The organism is Variovorax sp. YR634, from assembly GCF_900106655.1.
Classification (GTDB): domain Bacteria; phylum Pseudomonadota; class Gammaproteobacteria; order Burkholderiales; family Burkholderiaceae_C; genus Variovorax.
Window position 1 is genome coordinate 166,421 of sequence record NZ_FNOL01000005.1, and the last position, 24,548, is coordinate 190,968.

Consider the following 24,548-nt stretch of genomic DNA (forward strand, 5'->3'; position numbering starts at 1 on the left):
TGGTTGGCGCTCAGTCCTTGCGGCGGGTGACGACCACCGTCGCTTCGAGTCCCTCGTAGGCCTCGGCGTCGCCGTACCAACTGCCCGAGATGGGCGCTGCCTGCGCCGGGTCGCGCGTGACGCCGACACGAATCAGCTGGCCGCTGCCCATCAGGTTGTTGGTCGGATCGAAGGCCAGCCAGCCGATGCCTGGCAGATAGGCCTGCAGCCAGGCGTGCGTGGTGCCGGCGCCGGTCATCGATTCGCCCTTGGTCTGGGCGGCGTTGTCGAGCGCGGCGTCGTAGAGATAGCCGGAGACGAAGCGGGTGGCAATGCCCAGGCGCCGCGCGGCTTCCATCATCAGCAGGGCGTAGTCGCGGCAGCTGCCGCTGCCGAGCGCCAGCGTGACGAGCGGCGTTTGCGTGCCTTCCTCGTCGCGCGCCTTGTATTCGAGGCTCTGGCCGATGTGCGCGTTCATGCGCGTGAGCACCTCGCGCGTGCTGTTGGGCTTGTCGGTGTGCAGGAACTGGTGGGCCCAGCGGATCAGCGTGCCCTGGTTGTCGTCGTCGTGGTGCGGGCGCAGGTAGTGCTCGAGGTCGAGGCGCTCCTGCACCGAATAGGCGAAGGGCAAGAATTCGGCAGCGGGGTCGAGCGCCAGTTGGTCCTGCTGCGCCGGCACGTGCTCGATGGTGAAAGAGCACACGATGCGCAGCTCTGTCGCCTCGCCCATGGGCTGCACCAGCGCCACGGAGTTGGAGTGCGGGTCTTGAATGAGCCGGGTGAAGGCCTGCGGGCTCACCTGCAGGTCGGTGGCCAGCACGCGCAGGTCGTGGCTGTCGCGCGGGCGGAACATCACGCGGTGCAAGCCGAAGGTGACCGGCTTGTTGTAGCGATAGACGGTGGTGTGCTTGATGTCGTACTGGATGGCCATGCGGTGCATTCTCAGCGTTCGCGTGGCAAAACGGTGGATTGGCGTGAGCACATGCCGCAGAATCGGCGCCCGTCCGGGCTCTGCCCGGGTCCATTCGGGTTCATTCACCCAGGAGATTCCGGCCCGCCATGTACTCCGCCACCTTCATCTTCGCCAAGAAGCAGTTCGACGATGAGTTCCACCGTCTCGACCAGACCATCGCCGCGGCCGCGAAGTCGCTGCCCGGCTACCTGGGCGAGGAAACATGGGAGAACACGGGCAACGGGCTGGTGTCGAACGTCTACTACTGGGACTCGCTCGACAGCCTGCAGGCGTTGATCCGCCACCCCGTGCACCAGCAGGCCAAGGCGGCGCAGGCGAACTGGCTCGACGGGTACAAGGTGGTGATCTCCGAGGTGCTGCGCACCTATGGGGACAGCCGTATCGATCACCTGCTGGCGCCTTCGGGGCAGGGCGCCGCTTAGCCCATGCCCGAATCGTTCGGTCTCGTTCAAGTGCTGGGCGGGCTGGCGATCGGCATCTTTTCGGGTGCGATGGCCGGGCTGCTCGGTGTGAGCCCCGGCGGGGCGCTGGTGCCCGCGCTGGCGTTGATGCCCGGGCTGGGGCAGCATGATGCGCAGGCCATTTCGCTCGCAGCGCAGCTGGTGCCGACCAGCCTGGCGGGGTTTCTGCGCTACCGGGTGTCGGGGCATGGGGCCTCGTGGCGTACGGTGGTCTGGATCTCGTTCGGGTTTCTGGCTGGGGCTTATGCGGGCGCGCGTGGAGCGAGCCATGTCGCCGATGCGGCGCTGCGTTGGATGTTCGTGGGGTATCTGCTGGTGCTGGCGACGCTGGTCGTGCTGAAGTCGCCTGCGAAGACCGCGGGTGTCGAGGCGGCGCAGGTCGAAGAGCCACGCGGAGCAGTCGTCGCGCTGGTGGTTGTGGGCATGGTCGCGGGCGCATCGTCGGGGTTGCTGGGCATCGGCGGCGGGCTGGCCATCACGGCGTTGCTGACGGTGGCGCTGCATTACTCGCAGCATCGGGCGCAGGCGGTGAGCCTGGCGATCAATGCGCTGCCGCTGGCGTTGCCGGCAGTGCTTGTCTACGCCAGCGCCGCCAGCGGGCTGCCTTGGGTGCTGCTGGGCTTTGTCGTGCTGGGGCTGTGGATCGGCACGGCGGCCGGGGCGCGGCTGGCGACCCGGCTGGAAGAGCGGGCGCTGCGCAAGTACTTCTTCGTGCTGGTGATCTGCATGGCGCTGCTGATGGCCTGGCGGGCATCGGGCGCGGGCTGATATTCAGAGCCGCTGCGTGCTGAGTGCCTTGGCCAGCGTGGCGGGCAGGGGCAGCGGCTCGGCGTGCCACTGCGCGGCCAGCAGTTCTGCGCACAGCGCGGCAAAGCTCAGGCCGCGCGAGCCCAGCGCGGTGCAGGCCCAGAGGCCGCCAGCATCGGCGTCGAGCGGGCCGACCAGCGGTCGCCGGTCGCCCGAGGCGCAGCGGATGCCGACCCAGGCATTGACCTGGCCGTGCGCGAACGAAGCGGCCAGCGCGGAGGCCGCGGTAGGGTGCAGCCGCGCAAGGCGCTCGCGGTTGGCGTCGCTGTCCGCGTCGGTGGGGGCGAGGTTCGTGCTGTCGCGGTCGAAGGTCGCGCCGGCCAGCCAGATCAGGGTGCCCTCGGCGTCGGGCACGTGAGCGACCAGATGGCCGTCGCCGTTGATCGGCGTCGCGGGGAGGGCGGCACCGTCGGGCATCGGGCCCCAGGCGACTTGGCCGCGCACCGGCTGAAGAGGGAGCCTGGGGGCGAATCGGCCTGATTCGAAGCCTGCGGCGATCACCACGCGGTCGACGTCTATCAGCAATTGACCGGCCGGGTCGAACAGTTGCCAGCCGCTCGCGTGCCGCTCCAGGCGCTCCACCTTGCACCCACCACGAAACTCGACACCCGGCTGCCGCAGCCACGCGGCGATCAGCCGGTGCGGCCGCACCCAGGCGGCGCGTGCGTGCCAAAGGGCGGGCGCATCGCTCGGCAGTCCAAGAGCCGCCAGTTGCCCGGCGCTCGCGGGCCACGATTCGTTGGGGCCGCCATCGCTCCAGCCAGCCGGCACGCGCGTGTCGCCATCGGGCCGGCGCTCCAGCACGCCGCTGGCGCGCCAGTCGCGGCCTTCTTCCAGCAATCGTGTCAGTTCGGCCCACGTGGCGCGGATGCCGGCTCGCGTGAGCCGCGACAGCAGCGCATCATCGGGCGACACATGTGGCGCGAGCATGCCCACCGGCAGCCCTGACGCACCAGAGGCGGGCCAGTCGGCAGCATCCAGCACGGTGACCTGCCATCCGCGCCGCGCAAGGCTCGCTGCCACGGCCGCGCCCGCAAGCCCGGCGCCGATGACGGCGCAGCGGCCCGGCGTGTCGATGCGCTCGGGTACGGGGCCGCGGCGGCGCACCGTCCAGGCGGGCGCGAACACGCCGCGCAGGCAATCGCGCTTGGGTGGCAGTCCCTGGTCTTTTTCGACCGAGAACCCGAACTGCTTGAGCGCGTCGCGCACCGTCCGCGCGATCGTCCAGGTCGCGATGCGCGTGCCTTGCCGCGCAAAGCGCGACACGGCCTTGAGCGTGTCTTCCGACCACATGGCAGGGTTCTGCTGCGGGCTGAAGCCATCGAGAAAGATGCTGTCGGCATCGAAGCGCTGGGCGCGCAGCATCGGCTGCACGTCGCCGATGCAGAGGGTGAGCAGCACGCGGCCTTCGTCGAAGGCCAGCCGGTGAAAGCCCGGCAGCAGCCCGTGCCACTGCGCGGCCAGTTCGCGGGCGAGGGAGGCCAGTTCGGGATACGCCCCGGCCGCGCGCAGCAGGTCTTCAGCCGAAACCGGGTGCGCCTCGATAGAGACGAAGTGCAGCATCCGTGGCCGCCCGGCGTCCGCGCGCCAGGCTTGCCAGGTTGTCAGGAAATTGAGGCCAAGCCCGAATCCGGTTTCGAGAATCAGCCATTGCGGCTGTCCGATCCAGGCCTCGGGCAGCCCGCAGCCACCCAGAAATACATGGCGCGACTGCGCCAGTGCTCCGGTTTCGGTGTGATAGATGTCGTCGAAGCGCTCGCTGCGGGGGACGCCGTCGGCGCGCCAGGCGACGGGCTCGGCGGCCAAGACGGGCTCAGTTCGAGGGGGGTACGTAGCCCTGGGCCACGTCGGCGCCTTCGCCGAAGAAGTGCTTTTCCATCTGCCGCGCCAGGTACTGGCGGGCGCGCAGATCGGCCAGATTCAGCCGGTTTTCATTGACCAGCATGGTCTGCTGCTTGAGCCAGGCGGCCCAGGCTTCCTTGCTGACGTTTTCCCAGAGGCGCTTGCCCAGCTCGCCTGGGTAGGGCGGGAAGTCGAGCCCTTCGGCCTCTTTGCCGAGCTTGATGCACTGAACCATGCGTGCCATTTCGATTGCCTTTGAACGGGAAAAGTGGGGAAAGCGGTTGCTTAGTTGATTTGGCTATTTAGAACTGAAAACTTGGTCGTTCCAGTTTCTATATGTCGTATTGAGAATACGCAGCTTCATTGATATGCCTTTTCAGAGCAAGACACCATGAGCCTCCGCCGCGACTTTATCAAGCTTTCCCTGGGTGCCGGCGTGGCCGGTGCCATGGCCCTGTCGGCGTTGCCGACGTTTGCCCAGGGCAGCGCAGCCCCGGTGACGCTGCTGAACGTGTCCTATGACCCGACGCGCGAGCTGTACGTGGACTACAACCAGGCCTTCGCCAAGTACTGGAAGGCCAAGACTGGGCAGGACGTGACGGTCAAGCAGTCGCATGGCGGCTCGGGCAAGCAGGCCCGCTCGATCATCGACGGCATCGACGCCGACGTAGCCACGCTGGCGCTGGGCGGCGACGTCGACGCGCTCGTCACGCATGGCGGCCTCGTCAAGGCCGACTGGCAGAAGCGCCTGCCGCACAACTCCGCTCCCTACACCTCGACCATCGTGTTCCTGGTGAAGAAGGGCAACCCCAAGGGCCTGAAGGACTGGGACGACCTGATCAAGCCCGGCGTGCAGGTGATCACCCCCAACCCCAAGACCTCGGGCGGCGCCCGCTGGAACTACCTGGCCGCGTGGGAATTCGCCAAGCGCAAGTACGGCGGCGATGCCAAGGCCAAGGAATACATCGCCAACCTGTTCAAGAACGTGCCCGTGCTTGACACCGGCGCGCGCGGCTCGACCATCACCTTCGTGCAACGCGGCGTGGGCGACGTGCTGCTCGCCTGGGAGAACGAAGCTTTCCTGGCGCTGAAGGAATTCGGCCCCGAGAAGTTCGAGATCGTCGTGCCTTCGATCTCCATCCTGGCCGAGCCCAGCGTGGCGGTGGTCGACAAGGTCGTCGACAAGAAGGGCACGCGCGCCGTGGCCGAGGAATACCTGAAGTACCTGTACTCGGACGAAGGCCAGGACATCGCGGGCCGCAACTTCTACCGCCCGACGTCTGACAAGGCGAAGGCCAAGTACGACAAGCAGTTCCCCAAGCTGACGCTGGTGACCATCGACCAGGCCTTCGGCGGCTGGGCGAAGGCCGACAAGGAGCATTTCGCAGACGGCGGCTCCTTCGACCAGATCTACACGACAAAGCAGAAGTAACTCGACCCGCGACCGAGCCGGTCCCGCATGGCGCCCGTTCCGCGAGCGTCATGACCCGGCTCGCCTCGACATCTCCGAAGAAAACAGAAAGTCTCCCGTGTCCGTTCTCCTGATTGCCGGCAGCCCCACGGCCCCGTCCCGCTCCACCGCCTTGCTCGACTCGGTGGGCGAGCGGCTGGCCCAGCGCCATGCGCGGATCGAGCGGCTTGCCATCCGCGAGCTGCCGGCGCAGGCGCTGCTGCTGGCCGAGTGGAACAACCCGGCCATCGAGCGTGCCATTGCCCAGGTGGCGGCGGCTCGCGTGATCGTGGTGGCCACGCCGGTCTACAAGGCGGCCTACAGCGGCCTGCTCAAGGTCTTTCTGGACCTGCTCTCGCAGAACGCGCTCAAGGGCAAGACGGTGCTGCCGCTGGCCACCGGCGGCAGCCCGCACCACATGCTCGCGCTCGACTACGCATTGCGCCCCGTGCTGCAGTCGCTGTCGGCGCGCCACATCCTGCCGGGCGTGTACGCCAGCGAATCGCAGATTGCGCTGACGCCCGAGAACGCCTACCAGGTGCACAACGACCTGGCCGAGCGACTCAACGAGGCCGTCGAGGTGCTGGCCACCGAAGGCCTGAAGCTGCCGGCAACCCACGGCTTCGAGCCGGTGCCGTTTTCCCGCGTGCGATGTAGCGTCTGAAAGCACGGGCTCGTCGCGAGCCCGGCTTGCCCAGACCTCATCCCTCATTCCCGTTCTTGAAAGCCGCCTGCGCGCGGTGCGGGACAGCTTTTGCCTGAAGTTTTGCAGACCAAGGAATCCACGCATGACCCCCGTTGCCACCGAAGACTCCGTGCTCGTCACCTCGCCGCGCTCCCTCTGGCACGCGCTGGGCGATCTTGCCGTGAGCGTCATCGTCGTCAGCGCCATTGCGCTGATCGTGAGTTTCATTGCCGCCGCCTGACCGCGCGGCACATCCATACCCAAGCATTGCCATGACATTGATTTCCGCACCCCGACGTCGCCTGATCCAGGGCGTTGCTGCCGCCATTGCGCTGCCTTCTTTTGCTGCGCTGGCACAGGCGCCCGCACGCCAGCTTCGCATCGGCAACCAGAAGGGGCCGCTGAGCGTCCTCAAGGGCCGCGGCACGCTCGAGAAGCGACTCGCACCACTCGGCGTGACCGTGAAGTGGACCGAGTTCACCGCCGGCCCCGTGCAGCTCGAAGCACTGAACGTCGGCTCCATCGACTTCGGCGACGTGGGCGAGGCGCCGCCCATCTTCGCGCAGGCAGCCGGTGCGCCGCTGGCCTATGTGGCCGCGACGGTGCCGCGTCCGCGGGCGGAAGCGGTGATCGTGCCCAAGGGTTCGGCCATCAAGACCGTGGCCGATCTGAAAGGCAAGAAGATCGCGCTCAACAAGGGCTCGAACGTTCATTACCTCATCGTCAAGCTGGCCGAAAAGCACGGCCTGCCGTACACCGACCTGAACCTGGTCTACCTGCCGCCGGCCGACGCGCGCGCCGCCTTCGAGAAGGGCTCGGTCGACGCCTGGGTCATCTGGGACCCGTTCCTCGCCGCAGCCGAGAAGTCGCTCGAAGCGCGCGTGCTGGCCGACGCCACCGGCGTGGTCGGCAACCGTGGCTACTACTTCTCGTCGCTCGACTACGTGGCGAAGAACGCCGACGTGCTGGCCATCGCGGTCGAGGAGATCAACAAGATCGACGTCTGGGGCGCAGCCAACAAGGGCGACTACGCGGCCGAACTGGCCACGCTCTGGGGCCTGCCGAAGCCGGTGGCCAATTTGTCGGTGGGCCGGGTGGACTACGGCACTACACCCATCACCAAGGCCATCCTGGCCGAGCAGCAACAGATTGCTGACACCTTCTTCGCGCTGAAGCTGATCCCGAAAAAGATCAACCTGCTAGAAGCCGCCGGCGCGGGGATTGCGTGATGCAGATCTTCTGGTTCCTCCCCACGCACGGCGACAGCCGCTACCTCGGCACGAGCGAGGGCGCACGCCCCATCGACCTGGCTTACCTGCAGCAGATTGCCGGCGCGGCCGACAACCTCGGCTACGAAGGCGTGCTCATTCCGACGGGCCGCTCGTGCGAAGACCCGTGGGTCATCGCCTCCAGCCTGATCGGCGCGACGAAGAAGCTCAAGTTCCTGGTGGCGGTGCGCCCCGGCCTGCACCAGCCCAGCCTGGCCGCGCGCATGGCAGCGACCTTCGACCGGCTCTCCGGCGGGCGCCTGCTCGTGAATCTCGTGACCGGCGGCGACCAGGCCGAGCTCGAAGGCGACGGCGTGTATCTCGACCATGCGGCGCGCTACGAACAGTCGGCCGAGTTCATCCGCATCTGGCGCGAGATCATTGCGCGCAGCCACGACGGGCAGGCTTTCGACTTCGAGGGAAAGCACCTGAGCGTGAAGGGCGCCAAGCTGCTTTATCCGCCGGTGCAGAGGCCGTATCCGCCCGTGTGGTTCGGCGGCTCGTCGGCTGCTGCGCACGACCTCGCCGCGGAGCAGGTCGATGCGTACCTCACCTGGGGCGAGCCGCCCGCGGAAGTCGCGAAGAAGATCGCCGACGTGCGCGCCCGCGCCGAGCGGCAGGGCCGCAAGGTCGAGTTCGGCATCCGCCTGCATGTGATCGTGCGCGAGACCGAAGACGCCGCGTGGAAGGCCGCCGAAGAACTGATCAGCCGCGTGAATGACGAGACCGTCATCCGCGCGCAGGCTGCGTTTGCGCGCATGGATTCCGAAGGCCAGCGCCGCATGGCCGCGCTGCATGCTGGCGGCGCCAAGCGCTCGCGCGCCGAGCTTGAGATTGCGCCGAACCTCTGGGCTGGTGTGGGCCTGGTGCGTGGCGGTGCTGGCACCGCATTGGTCGGTGACCCGAAGACCGTTGCTGCGCGCATCGAGGAATACGCAGCGCTCGGGCTCGACAAATTCATTCTCTCGGGCTACCCGCATCTCGAAGAGGCCTACCGCTTCGCCGAGCTGGTGTTCCCGCTGCTCTCGCGCAAGGCGCAGACGCGTCTGGCAGGTGGTTCGCTCAGCGGCCCGTTCGGCGAGGTCGTCGCCAATCTCGATGCGCCTTCGCGCCTCGTCTCCCAAAGCTGAAGGACTGTCATGACCGAACAAGTTCAGGAGCTGCCGGCCGTGGCACCCACCGAGAACACCGGCAACGCATTCAGGAGCTTCGCTGCCAACGTCGCCGGGCGACTGGTGCCGTGGCTCGTGCCGGTCGGGCTCATCGTCTTCTGGCAGATCGCGTCGTCGCTGGGCTGGCTCAGCACGCGCGTGCTGCCGGCGCCGGTCGACGTGGTCAAGGCTGCGTGGAACCTCACGGTGTCAGGCGAGCTGTGGACGCACGTGAAGGTCAGCGCGGGCCGCGCGCTCGCGGGGCTGGCCATCGGCGGCGGGGCGGGGCTTGCGCTCGGCTTGCTGACGGGCTCGGTGAAGTTCGCCGAGACGCTGCTCGACTCCACCATCCAGATGGTGCGCAACATCCCTGCGCTGGCGCTGATTCCGCTGGTGATCCTGTGGTTCGGCATCGACGAATCGGCCAAGCTGTTCTTGATTTCGGTGTCGGTGTTCTTTCCGATCTACCTGAACACCTTCCACGGCATCCGCAACGTCGATCCGCAGCTGATCGAGATGGGGCGCACCTACGGCCTGTCGCGCTGGCAGCTGTACCGCGAGGTGATCCTGCCGGGCGCGCTGTCGTCGATCCTCGTGGGCCTGCGCTTCTCGCTGGGCCTGATGTGGGTGATCCTGATCGTGGCGGAAACCATCTCGGCGCAGGCCGGCATTGGCTACCTCACGATGAACGCCCGCGAGTTCCTGCAGACCGATATCGTGCTCGTGGGCATCCTGCTGTACGCGCTGCTCGGCAAGCTGGCCGACCTGTTTGCGCGCGGGCTGGAGCAATGGTGGCTGCGGTGGCATCCGGGCTACCAGAAGAAGGCGAAGTGAGGGCAGGGGCATGACGCAATTCCATGTTTCCCGTCGCACCGTCATCGCCACACTGGGCGCGTTCGGCGCCGGTGCGGTGCTTGCACAGGGCGTGGCCGCGCGGCCCGCGACCGTGCGGCTCGGTTACCAGAAGTCGTCGACGCTGATCGCTGTGCTCAAGGCACAGGGCGCGCTCGAAAAGCAGCTCGCGCCGCTCAACGTCACGCTGAGCTGGCACGAGTTCACCAGCGGCCTGCCGCTGCTGGAGGCGCTGAACCTCGACAACCTGGACATCAGCGCCGACGTGGCCGACACCGTGCCGGTGTTCGCGCAAGCCGCCGGAGCAGACCTGACCTTCATTGCGCAGGAAGCACCGTCGCCGGCCGCACAGGCCATCGTGGTGCGCGAAGACTCGCCGATCAAGACCGTGGCCGACCTGAAGGGCAAGAAGATCGGCTTCGCGAAAGCCGCTGGCGCGCACTACCTGCTGATCGCCGCGCTCGACAAGGCCGGCCTGTCGTTCAAGGACATCGAGCCCGCCTACCTCACGCCCGCCGATGGCCGCGCCGCCTTCGAGAAGGGCGCGATCGACGCATGGGTGGTGTGGGACCCGTTCCTCGCCGCCGCGCAGCGCCAGTCGAAGGTGCGCGTGCTGGCGGATGGCGCGGGCATCGCCTCGTACCAGCGCTACTACCTTGCGAGCACCAAGTTCGCGAAGGCGCGGCCCGACGTGCTGCGCGTGGTCTACGCCGAGCTCGAGAAGACCGGCAAGTGGGTCAAGCAGAACCCGAAGGACGCGGCCGCGCTGCTGTCGCCCGTGTGGGGCCTGGACGCCGCAACCATCGAGCAGGCCAACAGCCGCCGCAGCTATGCCGTGCGTCCGGTGGTGGCCGAGGCACTGACCGAGCAGCAGCGCATCGCCGATGCCTTCTTCACGGAAAAGCTGCTCCCCCGAAAAATCGATGCGCTGAACGTGGCGCTGTTCAAACCCGGAGCCTGAAGCCCATGAGTGCCGTCCTGAAAGACATCCAACCCCAGGCCATCGCCGGCGGCGTGCGCCTCGAAGCGCGCGGCCTGCACAAGCGCTACGGTGCGCGCGAAGTGCTGCGCAACACGCGCCTGACCATCGAGCCGGGCCAGTTCATCGCCATCGTCGGGCGCAGCGGCTGCGGCAAGAGCACGCTGCTGCGGCTCATCGCGGGGCTGGAGGAGCCGAGCGCCGGTGGCCTCTACACCGACGGCAAGGCCGTGCATGGCCTGCACGACGACACCCGCATCATGTTCCAGGAGGCGCGCCTGCTGCCGTGGCGCCGCGTGCTCGACAACGTGACGCTGGGCCTGCCCAACGATGCCAAGGCGCGCGGCAAGGAAGTGCTGGCGCAAGTCGGCCTGGCCGACCGCGAGAACGAATGGCCGGCGCGCCTGTCGGGCGGCCAGCGGCAGCGCGTGGCGCTGGCCCGCGCGCTGGTGCATCACCCGCGCCTGCTGCTGCTCGACGAGCCGCTGGGGGCGCTGGATGCGCTGACGCGCATCGAGATGCACCGCCTCATCGAGAACCTGTGGCAGCGCCACCGCTTCACCGCTTTGCTGGTGACGCATGACGTGCAGGAGGCCGTGGCGCTGGCCGACCGCGTGATCCTCATCGAAGACGGCCGCATCGCGCTCGACGAGAACATCGCGCTGACCCGCCCGCGCTCGCAGGGCGACCCGGCCTTCGCGGCCATTGAAAAACGAATCCTCGACAGGGTGCTGCAGAAGCCGGAAGACACCGCGCCAGAGAGCACCGACGCAAGCTGGCTCAGCACCCCCGCGCATGCATTGCGCTGGGCGATCTGAGCTTCTTTCATCCATCCGCCCCTTTGAAAGGCAGTCGCATGTCGCAGAACTGGAAATTCGAAACCCTGTCGGTGCACGCCGGCTACTCGCCCGAACCGACCACCCGCGCAGTGGCGCCGCCGATCTACCAGACGGTGGCCTATGCCTTCGACAGCGCGCAGCACGGCGCGGACCTGTTCGACCTGAAGGTGCCGGGCAACATCTACACCCGCATCAACAACCCCACGCAGGACGTGCTGGAGCAGCGCGTGGCCGCGCTCGAAGGCGGCATTGCGGCGCTGGCGCTGGCCTCGGGCCAGGCGGCCGTGACCTACGCGATCCAGACCATCGCCGAGGCCGGCGACAACATCATCAGCAGCACCGCGCTGTATGGCGGCACCTACAACCTGTTCGCCCACACGCTGCCGCAGTTCGGCATCACCACGCGCTTCGCGGACCACCGCGATCCGACGAGCTTCGAGAAGCTGTTCGACGAGAAGACCAAGGCGGTGTTCGTCGAATCGCTGGGCAACCCGGCGGGCAACGTGACCGACATCGCGGCCATTGCCGAGATCGCGCATCGCCATGGCGTGCCGCTGATCGTCGACAACACAGTGCCTTCGCCGTACCTGAGCCGGCCTATCGAACACGGCGCCGACATCGTGGTGCACTCGCTCACCAAATACCTGGGCGGCCACGGCACCAGCATCGGCGGTGCCATCGTCGATTCGGGCAAGTTCCCGTGGGCCGAGCACAAGCAGCGCTTCAGGCGCCTGAACGAGCCTGACGTGAGCTACCACGGCGTGGTCTACACAGAGGCGCTGGGCCCGGCCGCCTACATCGGCCGTGCGCGCGTGGTGCCGCTGCGCAATACCGGTGCGGCCATCTCGCCGTTCAACGCTTTTCTGATCCTGCAGGGCATCGAGACGCTGGCGCTGCGCATGGACCGCATCAGCAGCAACGCACTCGCAGTGGCGCAGCACCTGAAGCAGAGCAAGGCCGTGAACTGGGTGAACTACGCGGCGCTCGAAGACCACCCCGACTACCCGCTGGCAAAGAAGTACTTCGGCGGCCGCTCCAGCGGCGTGCTGACCTTCGGAATCGGTGCGGGTCGCGAGGGTGGGGCGAAGTTCCTCGATGCGCTCAAGCTCTTCACGCGCCTCGTGAACATCGGCGACGTGCGCTCGCTGGCCACGCACCCCGCCTCGACCACGCACCGGCAGCTGTCACCCGAGGAGCTGGCCAAGGCCGGCGTGACTGAAGACACCGTGCGCCTGTCGGTCGGCATCGAACACATCGACGACCTGATCGCCGACCTCGACCAAGCGCTCGCAGCAGCGTCGAACTGAAACACCTTTTTGAAGACATGACCACACTGCAATCCATTCCCGAAGCCGCGCTGGACCAGCTGTTCCGCAAGGCCCGCACCGTGCACGCCTTCAAGCCCGTGCCCGTGACCGACGAACTGATCCACAAGCTCTACGACCTGCTGAAGTGGGGCCCGACCGCCTACAACGCCCAGCCGGCGCGCTACGTGTTCGTGCGCAGCGAAGAAGCCAAGGCGAAGCTCAAGCCAGCCGTGTCCGCAGGCAACACTGCGCAGACGCTGGCGGCCGGCGTCACGGTGATCGTGGCGCACGACACGCGCTTCTACGAGCACCTGCCCACGCAGTTCCCGGCCTACGACGCCAAGCCCTTCTTCGAGAAGAGCGCCGAAGCCGCACAGGCCACGGCCTTCCGCAACAGCAGCCTGCAGGGCGCCTACCTGATCCTGGCGGCGCGCTCGCTCGGGCTCGACGCAGGGCCGCAGTCGGGCTTCAACGCCGACCTGGTCGACAAGGCGTTCTTCCCAGACGGGCGCTACCGCGCCAACTTCCTCGTCAACCTCGGCGTGGCCGACCACGCCGGCACTTTCGAGCGCGGCCCCCGGCTGGCGTTCGACGACGTGGCCGAGATCGTCTGACGCTCCGGCCCATTCATCCATCCATCCCTGCTTCAACCTGAAAGAGAAACCATCATGTCCATCCAAGCCATCAACGTGCGCAACCAGTTCAAGGGCAAGGTCCGTGAAATCATCCGCGGCGACGTCGTCTCCGAAGTCGATGTCGAAACCGCCTGGGGCATCGTCACCTCCGTCATCACCACGCGCTCGGTCGACGAGCTGCAATTGAAGGTGGGCTCCGACGTGGTCGCGCTCGTGAAGTCGACCGAGGTTTCGATCGCGAAGCTCTGACGGACCCTCGGGCATCTGCGACAACCCGGCGCTGTCATGGCGCCGGGTTTTTTCGTTTCTGGGCCGTGTGTTTGCAGTGATTTACAGGCCATCCATTCGTCGACTGTGCTGAATTTCGGGAATCGATCGAATCTTTTAAAGCTCCTCCTCCCTTTTGAATACCTCGCCATAGCATGCGCCGCGAGGTCGTGATCCGTGTTGTTCATCGATGCGCGGACACACCTCGCGAAGAGTCGGTAATCAAGCAAACACATCAGGGAGGAACCTCATGCTCGTTGAAATTGACGAACACGGAATGATCAGTCACGCGCGAGTCAGGCATGCTCCCAGCCCACAGATTGAACGAGGGAAACGGGTCGGAGCAATCACCGGCATCGTCGTGCACCAGACCGACGCCGATACTTCGGCGTCTTCATTGAACAGCTACAAGCGGCCTAAGGCGAATGGAGCACACTTTCTCATCGACAAGGATGGGACCATCTATCAGACGGCGGCGATTTATCAGCGTACGAATCATGTGGGGCCGTTGCGGGCGCGATGTCTGGCGACGATGAAATGCAAGCCACGCGATTTTGCGAATGTGGGGGTAGAAGGAATGCACCAGATCGAAATGCGGAAACCACCCGGTGAGCGCTATCCAGGAAATATGGAGGCAATCGGGATCGAGCTTGTCGGCAGGGCCAGGTTGCCCACGGGGTTTAAACCTGTAGAAAAAGAAGAAAAACTGACTCTCGATAAATTGCGCGGCAGGCACGGCATATATGACGAACCGACTGCGGCGCAGAATCAGTCGCTCTCGTGGCTTGCCCGCGTGCTTCAGGAATCGATCCAAATAGGTCACGAGGAAGTATTTCGTCACCCTGTGGTCAGCCGCAAGAACCCGACGGAGGCCCAGGGCGCGAATTGGAATCTGCAGGTACCAACGCCATGAGTAAAGCCACAACTCTCCTGACTTCGGCAGCATTGCTGGTTGTGGCTGCGGCATTTCCGGCACAGGCGTCCGACAAGCGATATCCCGTCAGCTATGTTCAGAAGGTGGATGTCACGGAGCCCACAGGCCGAACGGCATGGGAGAACAAGGACTCTCTGAATTGCGACGACGTCGTTTTGACAGAAGAGGACGTCCTCTATGCCTTGCGGCACATGCGTCGGGTTTCATGGAGAGCCTACGACCCGGAAAGAACCGATACCACAGGGTGCAAAGGGAGTGCCCTCGTCACGTTCAAGAACGGAAAAATCCTCGCCATGGGTATTGAACCCAATGGGCGAACTCTTGCACTTGAGTACGACGCAAAGATGAAGCTCACGGGGAGTCCGACGAGTTTCTACGAATGCAGCCCTTGCCGGGAGCGCAAGATGGCCCTCCTGAAAGATGCATTGAACCGCGCGGATGAGCGAAGGCTCAAGAGGATGGTGGCGGAAGGACTGGTCTCCGCCAGTGAAGCGGAGCTTCGGTTGAAGAGGGTACGTGCCGAACGCGACAAGCCCTGAGGCCTCCGCAATTCGCATCTCTCACGGACAGTCCGTTGCGGCACGCTGATCCAGATCAACATCATGAACAGAACCAGCATTCTCATCACCGCGGGGGCGTTGCTCGTTGCGGCGGCAGCGTTTCCAGCACAGTCCGCCGACCGGCGATATCCCATCACTTATGTACAAAAGATAGAGGTCACGGAGCCTTCACGCCGAAACGCTGCTTGGGAGAACAAAGACTTCCTGAATTGCGACGACGTCGTTATGACGGAGGAGGATGTCCGCTATGCCTTGCGGCATATGCGGAGAGTTTCGTGGAAAGGCTACGACCCAGAAAAGGTGGACGCCACGGGATGTGAGGGGGAGGCGCTTGTTGCGTTCAAGAATGGACGAATCCTCGCCATGGGAATCGAGCCCACGGGGCGAATCGGTACAGCGGAGTTCGACGCAAGGATGAAGGTTGTCGCGGGCTCCACGAGTTTCTACGAATGCAGCCCTTGCCGGGAGCGCAAGATGGCTCTCCTGAAAGATGCACTGAACCGCGCGGATGAGCGAAGGCTCAAGAGGCTGGTGGCGGAAGGGCAGCTCTCTGCCAGCGAAGCGGAGCTTCGGCTGAAGTGGGTGCGAGCTGAACGCGACAAGCCCTGACATACCAACCAAGGCGTTCTCCCCTGGTTTCCCGCTACGGCGGGTTTTCTTTTGGCTGTATCCAAACGGCAATCACCCTTAGTCGCGGGGCGCATTAGAAAGCGCGAACAGCTTCCTTCCGCCTCGCGCACCCGCCTCGCAGAATCTTCTGGATTCATCGAAGCCAAGGTTGCCGCTCATGCTCAAACGTTCGTTTCTTCGTCACGCTGCTGCGTGGCCTTTGATCGCCGCCGCACCACGCCTGCTGGCGGCCAACACCGAAGCGCTGGCCACCATCCGCATCGGTGTCGCCACCGGCGGCGTGGGCAACCCGGTGCGCTTCGGCGGGTCGTCTGCGGCGCTGCTGCATGCGTTCGGTGGGCTCGAGGAAGAGTTCAAGGCTGACGGTACGAAGATCGAATGGGTGTTCTTCAAGGGCGCGGGCCCGGCGGTGAACGAGGCACTGGTCAACAAGCAGCTCGACCTGGCCTGGCAGGGCGACCTGCCTTCCATCGTGCACCGCGCGGGCGGAGTCAAGACTCGGATCATCGCGGGCTCGGGGGTGCGCAATGGCCTTTACCTTGCGGTGCCGCCGGATTCACCGGTCAAGCGCATCGAGGACCTGCGCGGCAAGCGCATCGCGCTCTACAAGGGCACAAACCTGCACCTCGCGGCCGTGCGTGCGCTGGCCGCGCACGGGCTGAAGGAAAGCGATGTCCGCCTCATCAACCTCGACCTGCCGGGCGCACAGGCCGCGCTGGCCACCAGGGACATCGACGGCGCGTTCGGCTATGTCGAACTGTTCGTGCTGCGCGACAAGGGCGCGGCGAAGGTGATCTATTCGGCTTCCGAGGATTCGTTCAAGTACACGCGGCAAACCGTGCTGCTGGCCTCGGACGATTTCGCTCGGAGCTATCCCAAGGCCACGCAGCGCATCGTCAAGTCGCTGGTGACGGTGGCGCGGCGCTACTCCGACGAATCGCAGCGCGACGAAGTATTCAGGCAATGGGGCAAGGCCGAGGTGGCCGAGAAATACTGGCGCGAGGACTTCATCGGCCAGCCGCTGCGCGTGCGCCTGTCGCCGCTGCTCGATCCGTTCCTGGTGCAGCGCTACAAGGATTCGGCCGAACAGGCGCTGGCGCTCAAGCTGGTGCGCGGCAAGGCCGAGATCGACAACTGGTTCGATCGCAGCTTTCTCGATGCGGCGCTGCGCGAGCTGAAGCTGGAGAACTACTGGCCGGTGTACGAGGCCAATGGCGAAGTCAGCGGCAAGCAAGTGGCGGTGGCGCGATGAGCAGCAGCAAGCGGCAGATCAAGCTCAATGCCTTCCTGATGGCGACCGGCCACCATGTGGCGGCATGGCGCCACCCCGATGTGCCGCTGCAGGCCGGGCTCGGTTTCGCGCACTACAAGGCGCTGGCGCAGACGGCGGAGCGCGCGAAGTTCGATGCGGTGTTCCTGGCCGACAGCGTGGGCATTCGAGATGCCTCGGCGTCGCGCACCCTGCATCGCAGCGCACGGGTCTCTGGCTTCGAGCCGCTGACGTTGCTGTCGGCGCTCGCGGCCGTGACCGAGCGGCTGGGCCTGATCGCCACGGTGTCGACCACCTACAACGAGCCGTATCACGTGGCGCGCAAGTTTGCTTCGCTTGATCACCTGAGCGGCGGACGTTCGGGCTGGAACGTCGTCACCTCGTCCAACGAGGCCGAGGCGCTGAACTTCAATCTCGACCGGCATCCCGAGCACGCGCTGCGCTACGAGCGCGCGCGGGAGTTCGTCGATGTGGTGACAGGGCTGTGGGATTCATGGGACGACGATGCCTTCACGCACGACAAGGCGGCCGGCGAATACTTCGACCCCAGTCGGCTGCATGTGCTGGCGCACCAGGGAAAGCACTTTCGCGTGCGCGGCCCGCTCAACGTCGCGCGGCCGCCGCAGGGGCACCCGGTGGTGGTGCAGGCCGGCGCTTCGGAAGCGGGGCAGGCGCTGGCCGCAGCGACAGCGGAGGTGATCTTCACCGCGCAGCAGTCGCTGGCGGGCGCGCAGGCTTTCTATCGCGGCCTCAAGGCGCAGCTGGCGCACCATGGCCGCGACCCCGAGGGGCTCAAGATTTTGCCGGGCGTGTTCCCCGTGGTGGGGCAGAGCGAGCAGCATGCGAAGGAGAAGCTCGAGGAGCTGCAATCACTGATTCCGCCCGACGTGGGCGTGGCGCTGCTGTCGACGGTGATCGGTGGGATCGACCTGACGGGCTACCCGGTCGATGGCCCGCTGCCCGGCAACTTGCCAGAGCCGAACGGGCCCAAGAGCCGCTTCCGGCTCGTGACCGAACTGGCGCGCACCGAGGGCCTGAGCATCCGCCAGCTCTACCAGCGCGTGGGCACGGCGCGCGGGCACTGGTCGATCCACGGCACGGCTTCGCAGATTGCCGATCAGCTGCAGCAGTGGTTCGAAGAAGAGGCGGCCGACGGCTTCAACGTCATGCCGCCGACCTTGCCCGGCGGGCTGGATGACTTCGTGACGCAGGTGGTGCCAGAGCTTCGGCGCCGCGGCCTGTTCCGCCATGAGTACGAAGGCCGCACGCTGCGCGAGAACCTGGGGCTGGCGCGGCCAGTGAACCGGCATCTGCTGGCGCGTGATCTCAAGGCGGCCGCATGAGTGCGGTGCTGCCTCCGGAGCTGTCGCTCCCGGTCGTCGGGCGAACGTCGCCCCTTGCGGCATGGCGCCGATGGCTGCCAGGCTCGGCACGCCTGTTGCTGGCCTGGCCGGTGCCGCTGGCCGTGCTGCTGCTGTGGCACATCGCGGCGCGCAACGAATGGATCGCGCCGCAGGTGCTGCCGTCGCCCGAGGCGGTGGCGGCGACTTTCGCCGATGCGCTGCGCAGCGGCGAGCTGCTCGACAACCTGCGCATCAGCCTCTGGCGCGTGTTCGCGGGCTTCGGCGTAGGGCTGGTGGGCGGGCTGCTGATCGGCACTGCGATGGGGCTGTCGCCGACCTTCAAGGACTACGTCTATCCGCTGTTCAAGGCCTTCGCGCAGGTGCCGGTGCTCGGCTGGCTGCCGTTGCTGATGCTGCTGGTGGGCATCGACGAGGCGCTCAAGATCATCCTGATCGCCAAGGCCTCGCTGGTGCCCATTGCGCTCAACACCTACAAGGGCATCCAGAACGTGCCCACGCGCTGCATCGAGGTGGCGCGCGTGTTCCGGTTCAGCCGCTGGCAGTTGCTGTCGCGCGTGGTGTTCCCGGCCGCGGCAGCGCCCATCTGGAACGGCGTGCGCTACGGCTTCACGCACGCCTGGCTCGCGCTGGTGGTGGTCGAGCTGCTGGCGTCGAGCGAAGGGCTGGGCTACATGATCGTGTTCGGGCGGCAGCTGTTCCAGCTCGACGTGGTGCTGGCGGCGGTGGTGATGGTGGGGCTGGTCGGCTTCGTGCTCGACAAGCTGCTCGCGCTGATCGAGACGCGACTGCTGCGCTGGCGGCGGGCGGGGTTCTGATGAGTGCCGGGAACCTCTTTCGCCGCGTGCCGAAACCCCTGCGCGGCTGGGTGCTGCCTGCATTGCTGGTGGCGCTCTGGTGGGCTGCCTTCCGCTTCGGCTGGTCGAGCTCGCCGCTGCTGGTGTCTATCGACAGCGTCTGGCAACAGGCGGTGGAGCAGGCCACGAGCGGGGAGCTGTGGGTAGGGCTCTCCGCCAGCCTGTGGCGCGACCTGGCTGGCTTCGCCATCGGCGCGAGCGCGGGGCTGCTGTTCGGCGCGGCGCTGGGCCTGTCGCGGTTGTTCGAGAACCTGGTGGGGCCGGGTTTCCACACGCTCAAGCAGATTTCGCTGTTCGCGTGGATTCCGCTGCTGTCCGTGTGGTTCGGGCTGGGTGACGCGGCCAAGGTGGCCTTTCTGTCGCTCGCGGCTTTCTTTCCGGTGGTGCTCAACACCTTCGAGGGCATCCGCAGCGTGCCGGGCGACCTGGTCGAGGTGGCGCGGGTGCTGCGCTTCAACCGCTGGCAGCTGTTCATGCGCGTGGTGCTGCCGAGCGCGTCGCCGTCGATCTTCGCGGGCATTCACCTGGCGTTGATCTACGCATGGCTTGCCACGCTCGGGGCGGAGTACCTGCTGGTCTCGGGCAAGGGCATCGGCAACACCATGATCGATGGGCGCGACCACTTCCGCATGGACTTGGTGATCTTCGGCGTGATCGTGGTCGGGCTCGTGGGCTTCACGCTCAACTGGATCGCCACGCGCATCGAGAACCGCCTGCTGGCCTGGCGCGGACGTTCCGTGGCCGGCTTCTGAACAAGAGAAGAAAGAACAACGCAATGGCACACGCCGCCACGCTGGAAATACGCCAGCTCAGCAAGCAATACGAGGTCGAGGGCGCACCGCTGAAGGTGCTCGACGACATCAGCCTGACCATCACGCCGGGTGGGTTCGTCAGCATCGTGGGCTCCAGCGGATGCGGCAAGTCGACGCTGCTGCGGTTGATCGTCGGCCTCGAAGCGGACTACCGCGGCGAGGTACTCATCGACGGGAATCGCATCGTCGGCACCAGCCTCGACCGCGGCATCGTGTTCCAGGAGCACCGGCTGTTCCCGTGGCTCACGGTGCGGGACAACATCGCGCTGGGCCTGCTCAATGCCGGGCTCGGTGCACAGCAGAAGCGCAAGGAGGTGCAGGCGCACATCGAGCTGGTCGGGCTCAAGGGCTTCGAGAGTGCCTATCCGCATCAGCTCTCGGGTGGCATGTCTCAGCGCGTGGCGATTGCGCGGGCGCTGGTGAACCGGCCCGAGATATTGCTGCTCGACGAGCCTTTCGGCGCGCTCGACGCGATGACGCGCGCGCATTTGCAGCAGGAGCTGCACCGCATCTGGCAGGCCGAGGGCATCACCATGATCCTCGTCACGCACGACGTGGAGGAGGCCGTCTACCTTGGCGACAAGGTGGTGGTGATGGAGCCGCGCCCCGGGCGCATCCGCCGCATCGTGCCGGTGGAGCTTGCACATCCGCGCAATCGCGTGGACCTAGCCTTCACCCACGTCAAGGAAGAGGTGCTGCGCGAGTTCGCAGGCGCGCCGCCGCCGGCCGAAGCGCCGCTGTATCCGGTGGGTGGTTTGCCTGCCGGCCTGCGCTTTGCCTATTGAGCCTTTGCTTCTTTCCTTTCTTCCATCAACCAAAGAGGACCTTCGATGAGCGCCATTCTTTCTTCCCCGGTCGTTGCGCAGGACAACGAACTCGACATCGTCCGGCAGGCCGGCCACATCGGCGCGGAGGTGCGCGGCGTGCGGCTCTCCGGCGCATTGCAGCCGGAGGTTTTCCAGTCGATCAAGGCCGCGCTGCTCAAGCACAAGGTGCTGTTCTTCCGCGGCCAGCAGCACCTGGACGATGCGCAGCAGGAAGCCTTCGGGCGCCTGTGGGGCGAACTGGTGCCGCACCCGACCGTGCCCTCGAAGGACGGCACGCGGCTGCTGGAGCTCGACTCGCGCCACGGCGGCCGCGCCAATTCGTGGCACACCGACGTGACCTTCGAGGTCGCCTATCCGCAGGTGTCGATTCTGCGCGCGGTGGTGATCCCGGCCTATGGCGGCGACACCGTCTGGGCCAACACAGTGGCGGCCTACGAGAGCCTGCCCGATGACCTCAAGGCGCTGGCCGACCGCCTGCGCGCCATCCACGGCAACGACTACGACTACGCCGCCGCGCGCCTGCCGGTCGACCTGAACGACGAGGGCGCCCGTCGCTACAAAGAAGTGTTCACGCGCCGCCTGCTCGAAGCCGAGCACCCGGTGGTGCGCGTGCACCCCGAAACCGGCGAGCGGAGCCTGGTACTGGGCCATTTCGTGAAGAGGCTGGCCGGCCATTCGACGCACGACTCGGGCCATCTGCTGAGCGTGCTGCAGAGCCATGTGCACCGCCTGGAGAACACGGTGCGCTGGCGCTGGACGCAGGGCGACGTGGCGATCTGGGACAACCGCGCCACGCAGCACTACGCAATCAATGACTACGGCGACCAGCACCGCGTGGTGCGGCGGGTGACTATCGCGGGCGACGTGCCCTATGGCGTGGATGGCGTGACGAGCGTGGACCGGACGGCTCCGGCCGTGCGCGCTGCCGAAGCTGCGGAAGCGGCTGCCTGAGCCTGTTTCTATAGATCGGATGGTTGTTAGGAATCGACTTTTCAGTTGTTTGAGCTTCGGCGTGCGGCTCCTACAGTGGTGGTTATCGCCATCAAGGCGTATCCAACGCACAACAGGAGCCGCACAGCATGTCAGTGGAAGTTGAAGAAGAACTCGTCTTGCCCGAAGCACTGGAACAGGCGCGCGCCAAGGCCGCCGAAAGCAATTGGCCCTATGCCGGCGGCGTGACGCCACCGGTGGCCTGGGAACTGGTGCAGAACGGCCATGCCGTTCTGGTCGACGTGCGCTCGGGCGAGGAGCGCAAGTTTGTCGGGCACGTGCCCGACAGCCTGCATGTGGCCTGGGCCACGGGCACGGCGCTCACGCGCAACCCGCGCTTCGTGCGCGAACTCGAGGCCAAGCTGGCGAAAGACGGCGGCAAAGACGCCGTGGTGCTGCTGCTGTGCCGCAGCGGCAAGCGCTCCGCACTGGCCGCCGAGGCGGCTGCCAAGGCCGGTTTCACGAACGTCTTCAACGTGCTCGAAGGTTTCGAGGGCGAGATCGACGCGCACCAGCACCGTGGCGGTGCAGACGGCTGGCGTTTCCACAAGCTGCCGTGGGTGCAGGACTGAGATCCCCAACACAAGACGTTCCCCGGGAGAAAACACATGGCCCATTTCGAGGTAAGCGACATCGTGCGTGCGCTGCATGGCGTGCGCGACGAGTGGCGCGATTCGCAGCGTCGATCGCGGGAGCCCGGTGCGCGCGAGTTTCCGTCGCGCGACGCGCTCGCGCAGATCGTCGAGTCGCTGAAAGGTGCGCTCTTTCCGATGCGGCTCGGCCCGCCGGACCTGCGCCACGAGAGCGAAGACTTCTATGTCGGCCACACGCTCGATGCCGCCCTGCAGGCGCTGCTCGTGCAGGCCCGCCTGGAACTGAACTTCAACGCGCGCCATGAGCCGCGCCCCGCGAGCGAGATCGACGACACGGCCACCGAGGCCGTGCGCCGGTTCGCGAACGCGCTGCCCGGCCTGCGCCGCCTGCTCGACAGCGACGTGCTCGCGGCCTACCAGGGCGACCCCGCCGCGCGCAGCGTCGACGAGGTGCTGCTGTGCTACCCCGGCGTGCTCGCGATGATTCATCACCGCTTGGCGCATGAGCTCTACAAGCTCGGCCTGCCGCTGCTGGCGCGCATCGTGGCCGAGCTCTCGCATGGGCAGACGGGCATCGACATCCACCCGGGCGCGCAGATTGATGCGGGCTTCTTCATCGACCACGGCACGGGCGTCGTCATCGGCGAGACGGCCGTCATCGGCAAGCGCGTGCGGCTCTACCAGGCCGTCACGCTCGGCGCCAAGCGCTTTCCGACCGACACCGAAGGCAACCTGCAGAAGGGCCTGCCGCGGCATCCGGTGGTGGAAGACGACGTGGTCATCTACGCGGGCGCGACGATTCTCGGGCGCGTCACCCTCGGCAAGGGTGCCGTCATCGGCGGCAATGTCTGGATTACCGACGACGTGCCGCCAGGCGCGAGCGTCACGCAGGCCAGCCTGCAGAACGCACCGAAAGCGGGTGGGGCAGCATGAAAGCATTTGTAGAAGACTTCGGCGTGACCATTCGCCAGCTGCGCGAGGGCAAGGGCTGGTCGCAGGAGGAGCTGGCAGAGCGCTCCGATCTGAATCGCTCCTACGTAGGCGAGATCGAACGCGGCCGTGTCATTCCATCGATCGTCACCGCGCAAAAACTCGCGACCGCGCTGGGCATCAACATGGTCGGCCTGCTCATGCGCTGCGAGCAACTGGAGCAATCGCGCCTCGCAAGAAGGATCAACTTGGCGGCTATAGCCTGTTGAGGGAAAACCCGTGGCCGCCGGACACTGGCGGCCACTTTTCCTTAACACCCGGAGCCCTGATCCATGAGCGCAACAGTTGGTGGTACGACCGCCCTTGGCGACAACGCCGCAAGACAGCTAGCCAATGCCACCAAGACAGTCCCCCAGCTCGAGACCATCAGCCCGCGCTGGCTGACGCACCTGCTGCAATGGGTGCCGGTGGAGGCGGGCATCTACCGCGTCAACAAGGTCAAGAACCCCGAGTCGATCAAGGTCACCTGCACCTCGCGCGAAGAAGAAAACCAGCTGCCGCGCACCTTCGTGGACTACGAAGAGAACCCGCGCGAGCACTACCTCAATGCCGTGAGCACCGTGCTCGACGTGCACACCCGCATCTCCGATCTCTACAGCAGCCCGCACGACCAGATCAAGGAGCAGCTGCGCCTGACGATCGAGACGATCAAGGAGAACCAGGAGAGCGAGCTCATCAACAACCCTGACTACGGCCTGCTGGCCCAGGTGACGGAAGAGCAGCGCATCTTTCCGCTGACCGGCGCACCCACGCCCGACGATTTGGACGAGTTGCTGACCAAGGTGTGGAAGGAGCCCGCGTTCTTCCTCACGCACCCGCTGGCCATTGCCGCCTTCGGCCGCGAAGCGACGCGCCGTGGCACGCCGCCGCCGACCGTGAGCCTGTTCGGTTCGCAGTTCATCACCTGGCGCGGCATTCCGCTGATTCCGTCGAACAAGGTGCCGGTGGCCGACGGCAAGAGCAAGATCCTGCTACTGCGCGTGGGCGACAAGCGCCAGGGCGTGGTGGGGCTGTTCCAGCCTGGCCTGTCGGGCGAACAGGGCCCGGGGCTGTCGGTGCGCTTCATGGGCATCAACAACCATGCGATCGCGTCGTACCTGATCTCGCTGTACTGCTCGCTCGCGGTGTTGACCACCGACGCGCTGGCGGTGCTCGACGACGTCGAGATCGGCAAGTACCACGACTACACCGACACCTACAAGTAAGCCGCGGTGAGCAGCACTCCATCG

29 protein-coding genes are annotated in these 24,548 nt (G+C 66.1%); 26 read left to right on the forward strand and 3 right to left on the reverse strand.

Annotated elements, in window-relative coordinates; genetic code table 11:
* Positions 1-10: 10 nt before the first annotated feature.
* Positions 11-910 (reverse strand): transglutaminase family protein, encoded by a 900-nt coding sequence (locus BLV60_RS11760; protein WP_256216665.1) that lies wholly within the window; start codon positions 908-910, stop codon positions 11-13.
* Between the two features lie 128 nt (positions 911-1,038).
* Between BLV60_RS11760 and BLV60_RS11765 the strand changes: the two genes are divergently transcribed.
* Positions 1,039-1,374, forward strand: coding sequence for an antibiotic biosynthesis monooxygenase family protein (locus tag BLV60_RS11765; protein ID WP_093054564.1), 336 nt, complete (start codon positions 1,039-1,041; stop codon positions 1,372-1,374).
* A 3-nt stretch (positions 1,375-1,377) separates the two neighbouring features.
* Positions 1,378-2,181 carry a sulfite exporter TauE/SafE family protein gene (locus BLV60_RS11770; protein WP_093054566.1) on the forward strand — a complete coding sequence of 268 codons (804 nt, stop codon included), beginning with the start codon at positions 1,378-1,380 and terminating at the stop codon, positions 2,179-2,181.
* Between the two features lie 3 nt (positions 2,182-2,184).
* On the opposite strand, the gene mnmC is transcribed toward BLV60_RS11770, so the two are convergent.
* The gene (mnmC, locus tag BLV60_RS11775) at positions 2,185-4,026 is read right to left on the reverse strand and encodes a bifunctional tRNA (5-methylaminomethyl-2-thiouridine)(34)-methyltransferase MnmC2/FAD-dependent 5-carboxymethylaminomethyl-2-thiouridine(34) oxidoreductase MnmC1 (RefSeq protein ID WP_093054568.1); all 1,842 of its coding nucleotides are present in this window, start codon (positions 4,024-4,026) and stop codon (positions 2,185-2,187) included.
* A 7-nt stretch (positions 4,027-4,033) separates the two neighbouring features.
* Positions 4,034-4,306, reverse strand: coding sequence for an oxidative damage protection protein (locus BLV60_RS11780; protein WP_012748083.1), 273 nt, complete (start codon positions 4,304-4,306; stop codon positions 4,034-4,036).
* A gap of 147 nt (positions 4,307-4,453) precedes the next feature.
* Here BLV60_RS11780 and BLV60_RS11785 point away from each other — a divergent pair, with 147 nt between their 5' ends.
* The 24 genes from BLV60_RS11785 to BLV60_RS11895 all read left to right on the forward strand — a co-directional run bounded on the left by BLV60_RS11785 (position 4,454) and on the right by BLV60_RS11895 (position 24,524).
* Positions 4,454-5,494 (forward strand): sulfate ABC transporter substrate-binding protein, encoded by a 1,041-nt coding sequence (locus BLV60_RS11785; RefSeq protein WP_093054570.1) that lies wholly within the window; start codon positions 4,454-4,456, stop codon positions 5,492-5,494.
* 97 nt (positions 5,495-5,591) lie between these two features.
* On the forward strand, positions 5,592-6,176 hold the full coding sequence (gene ssuE / locus BLV60_RS11790; RefSeq protein WP_093054572.1) for an NADPH-dependent FMN reductase: 585 nt from the start codon (positions 5,592-5,594) through the stop codon (positions 6,174-6,176).
* A 124-nt stretch (positions 6,177-6,300) separates the two neighbouring features.
* On the forward strand, positions 6,301-6,438 hold the full coding sequence (locus BLV60_RS34365) for a hypothetical protein (RefSeq protein WP_176928778.1): 138 nt from the start codon (positions 6,301-6,303) through the stop codon (positions 6,436-6,438).
* Between the two features lie 31 nt (positions 6,439-6,469).
* The gene (locus BLV60_RS11795; RefSeq protein ID WP_093054574.1) at positions 6,470-7,426 is read left to right on the forward strand and encodes a sulfonate ABC transporter substrate-binding protein; all 957 of its coding nucleotides are present in this window, start codon (positions 6,470-6,472) and stop codon (positions 7,424-7,426) included.
* On the forward strand, positions 7,426-8,595 hold the full coding sequence (gene ssuD / locus BLV60_RS11800; RefSeq protein ID WP_093054576.1) for an FMNH2-dependent alkanesulfonate monooxygenase: 1,170 nt from the start codon (positions 7,426-7,428) through the stop codon (positions 8,593-8,595). The genes BLV60_RS11795 and ssuD overlap by 1 nt, the downstream gene beginning before the upstream one ends.
* A 9-nt stretch (positions 8,596-8,604) precedes the next feature.
* On the forward strand, positions 8,605-9,450 hold the full coding sequence (gene ssuC, locus BLV60_RS11805) for an aliphatic sulfonate ABC transporter permease SsuC (protein ID WP_093054578.1): 846 nt from the start codon (positions 8,605-8,607) through the stop codon (positions 9,448-9,450).
* Between the two features lie 10 nt (positions 9,451-9,460).
* Positions 9,461-10,429: an aliphatic sulfonate ABC transporter substrate-binding protein gene (locus BLV60_RS11810; RefSeq protein WP_093054580.1), complete on the forward strand. Its 969-nt coding sequence runs from the start codon at positions 9,461-9,463 to the stop codon at positions 10,427-10,429.
* 5 nt (positions 10,430-10,434) lie between these two features.
* Positions 10,435-11,265, forward strand: a complete 831-nt coding sequence (locus BLV60_RS11815; RefSeq protein WP_093054582.1) for an ATP-binding cassette domain-containing protein — start codon at positions 10,435-10,437, stop codon at positions 11,263-11,265.
* 38 nt (positions 11,266-11,303) lie between these two features.
* Positions 11,304-12,593, forward strand: coding sequence for an O-acetylhomoserine aminocarboxypropyltransferase/cysteine synthase family protein (locus BLV60_RS11820; protein ID WP_093054584.1), 1,290 nt, complete (start codon positions 11,304-11,306; stop codon positions 12,591-12,593).
* Positions 12,594-12,610: 17 nt separating this feature from the next.
* A complete protein-coding gene (locus BLV60_RS11825; RefSeq protein ID WP_093054585.1) occupies positions 12,611-13,207 on the forward strand; it encodes a malonic semialdehyde reductase in 597 nt (198 codons plus the stop codon).
* Positions 13,208-13,261: 54 nt separating this feature from the next.
* On the forward strand, positions 13,262-13,477 hold the full coding sequence (locus tag BLV60_RS11830) for a TOBE domain-containing protein (protein ID WP_007829250.1): 216 nt from the start codon (positions 13,262-13,264) through the stop codon (positions 13,475-13,477).
* A gap of 268 nt (positions 13,478-13,745) precedes the next feature.
* Positions 13,746-14,408: a peptidoglycan recognition protein family protein gene (locus BLV60_RS11835; RefSeq protein WP_093054587.1), complete on the forward strand. Its 663-nt coding sequence runs from the start codon at positions 13,746-13,748 to the stop codon at positions 14,406-14,408.
* Positions 14,405-14,968, forward strand: coding sequence for a hypothetical protein (locus BLV60_RS11840; protein ID WP_093054589.1), 564 nt, complete (start codon positions 14,405-14,407; stop codon positions 14,966-14,968). Before BLV60_RS11835 ends, BLV60_RS11840 begins: the two co-directional genes overlap by 4 nt.
* A gap of 63 nt (positions 14,969-15,031) precedes the next feature.
* Positions 15,032-15,598, forward strand: coding sequence for a hypothetical protein (locus BLV60_RS11845; RefSeq protein WP_093054591.1), 567 nt, complete (start codon positions 15,032-15,034; stop codon positions 15,596-15,598).
* 178 nt (positions 15,599-15,776) lie between these two features.
* Positions 15,777-16,871 (forward strand): ABC transporter substrate-binding protein, encoded by a 1,095-nt coding sequence (locus tag BLV60_RS11850; protein WP_093054593.1) that lies wholly within the window; start codon positions 15,777-15,779, stop codon positions 16,869-16,871.
* Positions 16,868-18,232 carry an LLM class flavin-dependent oxidoreductase gene (locus tag BLV60_RS11855; RefSeq protein WP_093054595.1) on the forward strand — a complete coding sequence of 455 codons (1,365 nt, stop codon included), beginning with the start codon at positions 16,868-16,870 and terminating at the stop codon, positions 18,230-18,232. Before BLV60_RS11850 ends, BLV60_RS11855 begins: the two co-directional genes overlap by 4 nt.
* Entirely contained in the window at positions 18,229-19,068 is an 840-nt protein-coding gene (locus BLV60_RS11860) for an ABC transporter permease (protein WP_093054597.1), read from the forward strand. Before BLV60_RS11855 ends, BLV60_RS11860 begins: the two co-directional genes overlap by 4 nt.
* Positions 19,068-19,859, forward strand: a complete 792-nt coding sequence (locus BLV60_RS11865) for an ABC transporter permease (protein ID WP_093054599.1) — start codon at positions 19,068-19,070, stop codon at positions 19,857-19,859. Before BLV60_RS11860 ends, BLV60_RS11865 begins: the two co-directional genes overlap by 1 nt.
* 23 nt (positions 19,860-19,882) lie before the next feature.
* The gene (locus BLV60_RS11870) at positions 19,883-20,704 is read left to right on the forward strand and encodes an ABC transporter ATP-binding protein (protein WP_093054601.1); all 822 of its coding nucleotides are present in this window, start codon (positions 19,883-19,885) and stop codon (positions 20,702-20,704) included.
* Positions 20,705-20,749: 45 nt separating this feature from the next.
* The gene (locus BLV60_RS11875; protein WP_093054603.1) at positions 20,750-21,697 is read left to right on the forward strand and encodes a TauD/TfdA dioxygenase family protein; all 948 of its coding nucleotides are present in this window, start codon (positions 20,750-20,752) and stop codon (positions 21,695-21,697) included.
* A 128-nt stretch (positions 21,698-21,825) separates the two neighbouring features.
* Complete coding sequence (locus tag BLV60_RS11880) at positions 21,826-22,308, forward strand: rhodanese-like domain-containing protein (protein ID WP_093054605.1); 483 nt, start codon at positions 21,826-21,828, stop codon at positions 22,306-22,308.
* A gap of 36 nt (positions 22,309-22,344) precedes the next feature.
* Positions 22,345-23,262 (forward strand): serine O-acetyltransferase EpsC, encoded by a 918-nt coding sequence (gene epsC / locus BLV60_RS11885; protein ID WP_093054607.1) that lies wholly within the window; start codon positions 22,345-22,347, stop codon positions 23,260-23,262.
* Positions 23,259-23,528: a helix-turn-helix domain-containing protein gene (locus BLV60_RS11890; protein WP_081269389.1), complete on the forward strand. Its 270-nt coding sequence runs from the start codon at positions 23,259-23,261 to the stop codon at positions 23,526-23,528. The genes epsC and BLV60_RS11890 overlap by 4 nt, the downstream gene beginning before the upstream one ends.
* 63 nt (positions 23,529-23,591) lie before the next feature.
* Positions 23,592-24,524 carry a family 2A encapsulin nanocompartment shell protein gene (locus tag BLV60_RS11895; RefSeq protein ID WP_093054609.1) on the forward strand — a complete coding sequence of 311 codons (933 nt, stop codon included), beginning with the start codon at positions 23,592-23,594 and terminating at the stop codon, positions 24,522-24,524.
* The last annotated feature ends 24 nt before the right edge of the window (positions 24,525-24,548 follow it).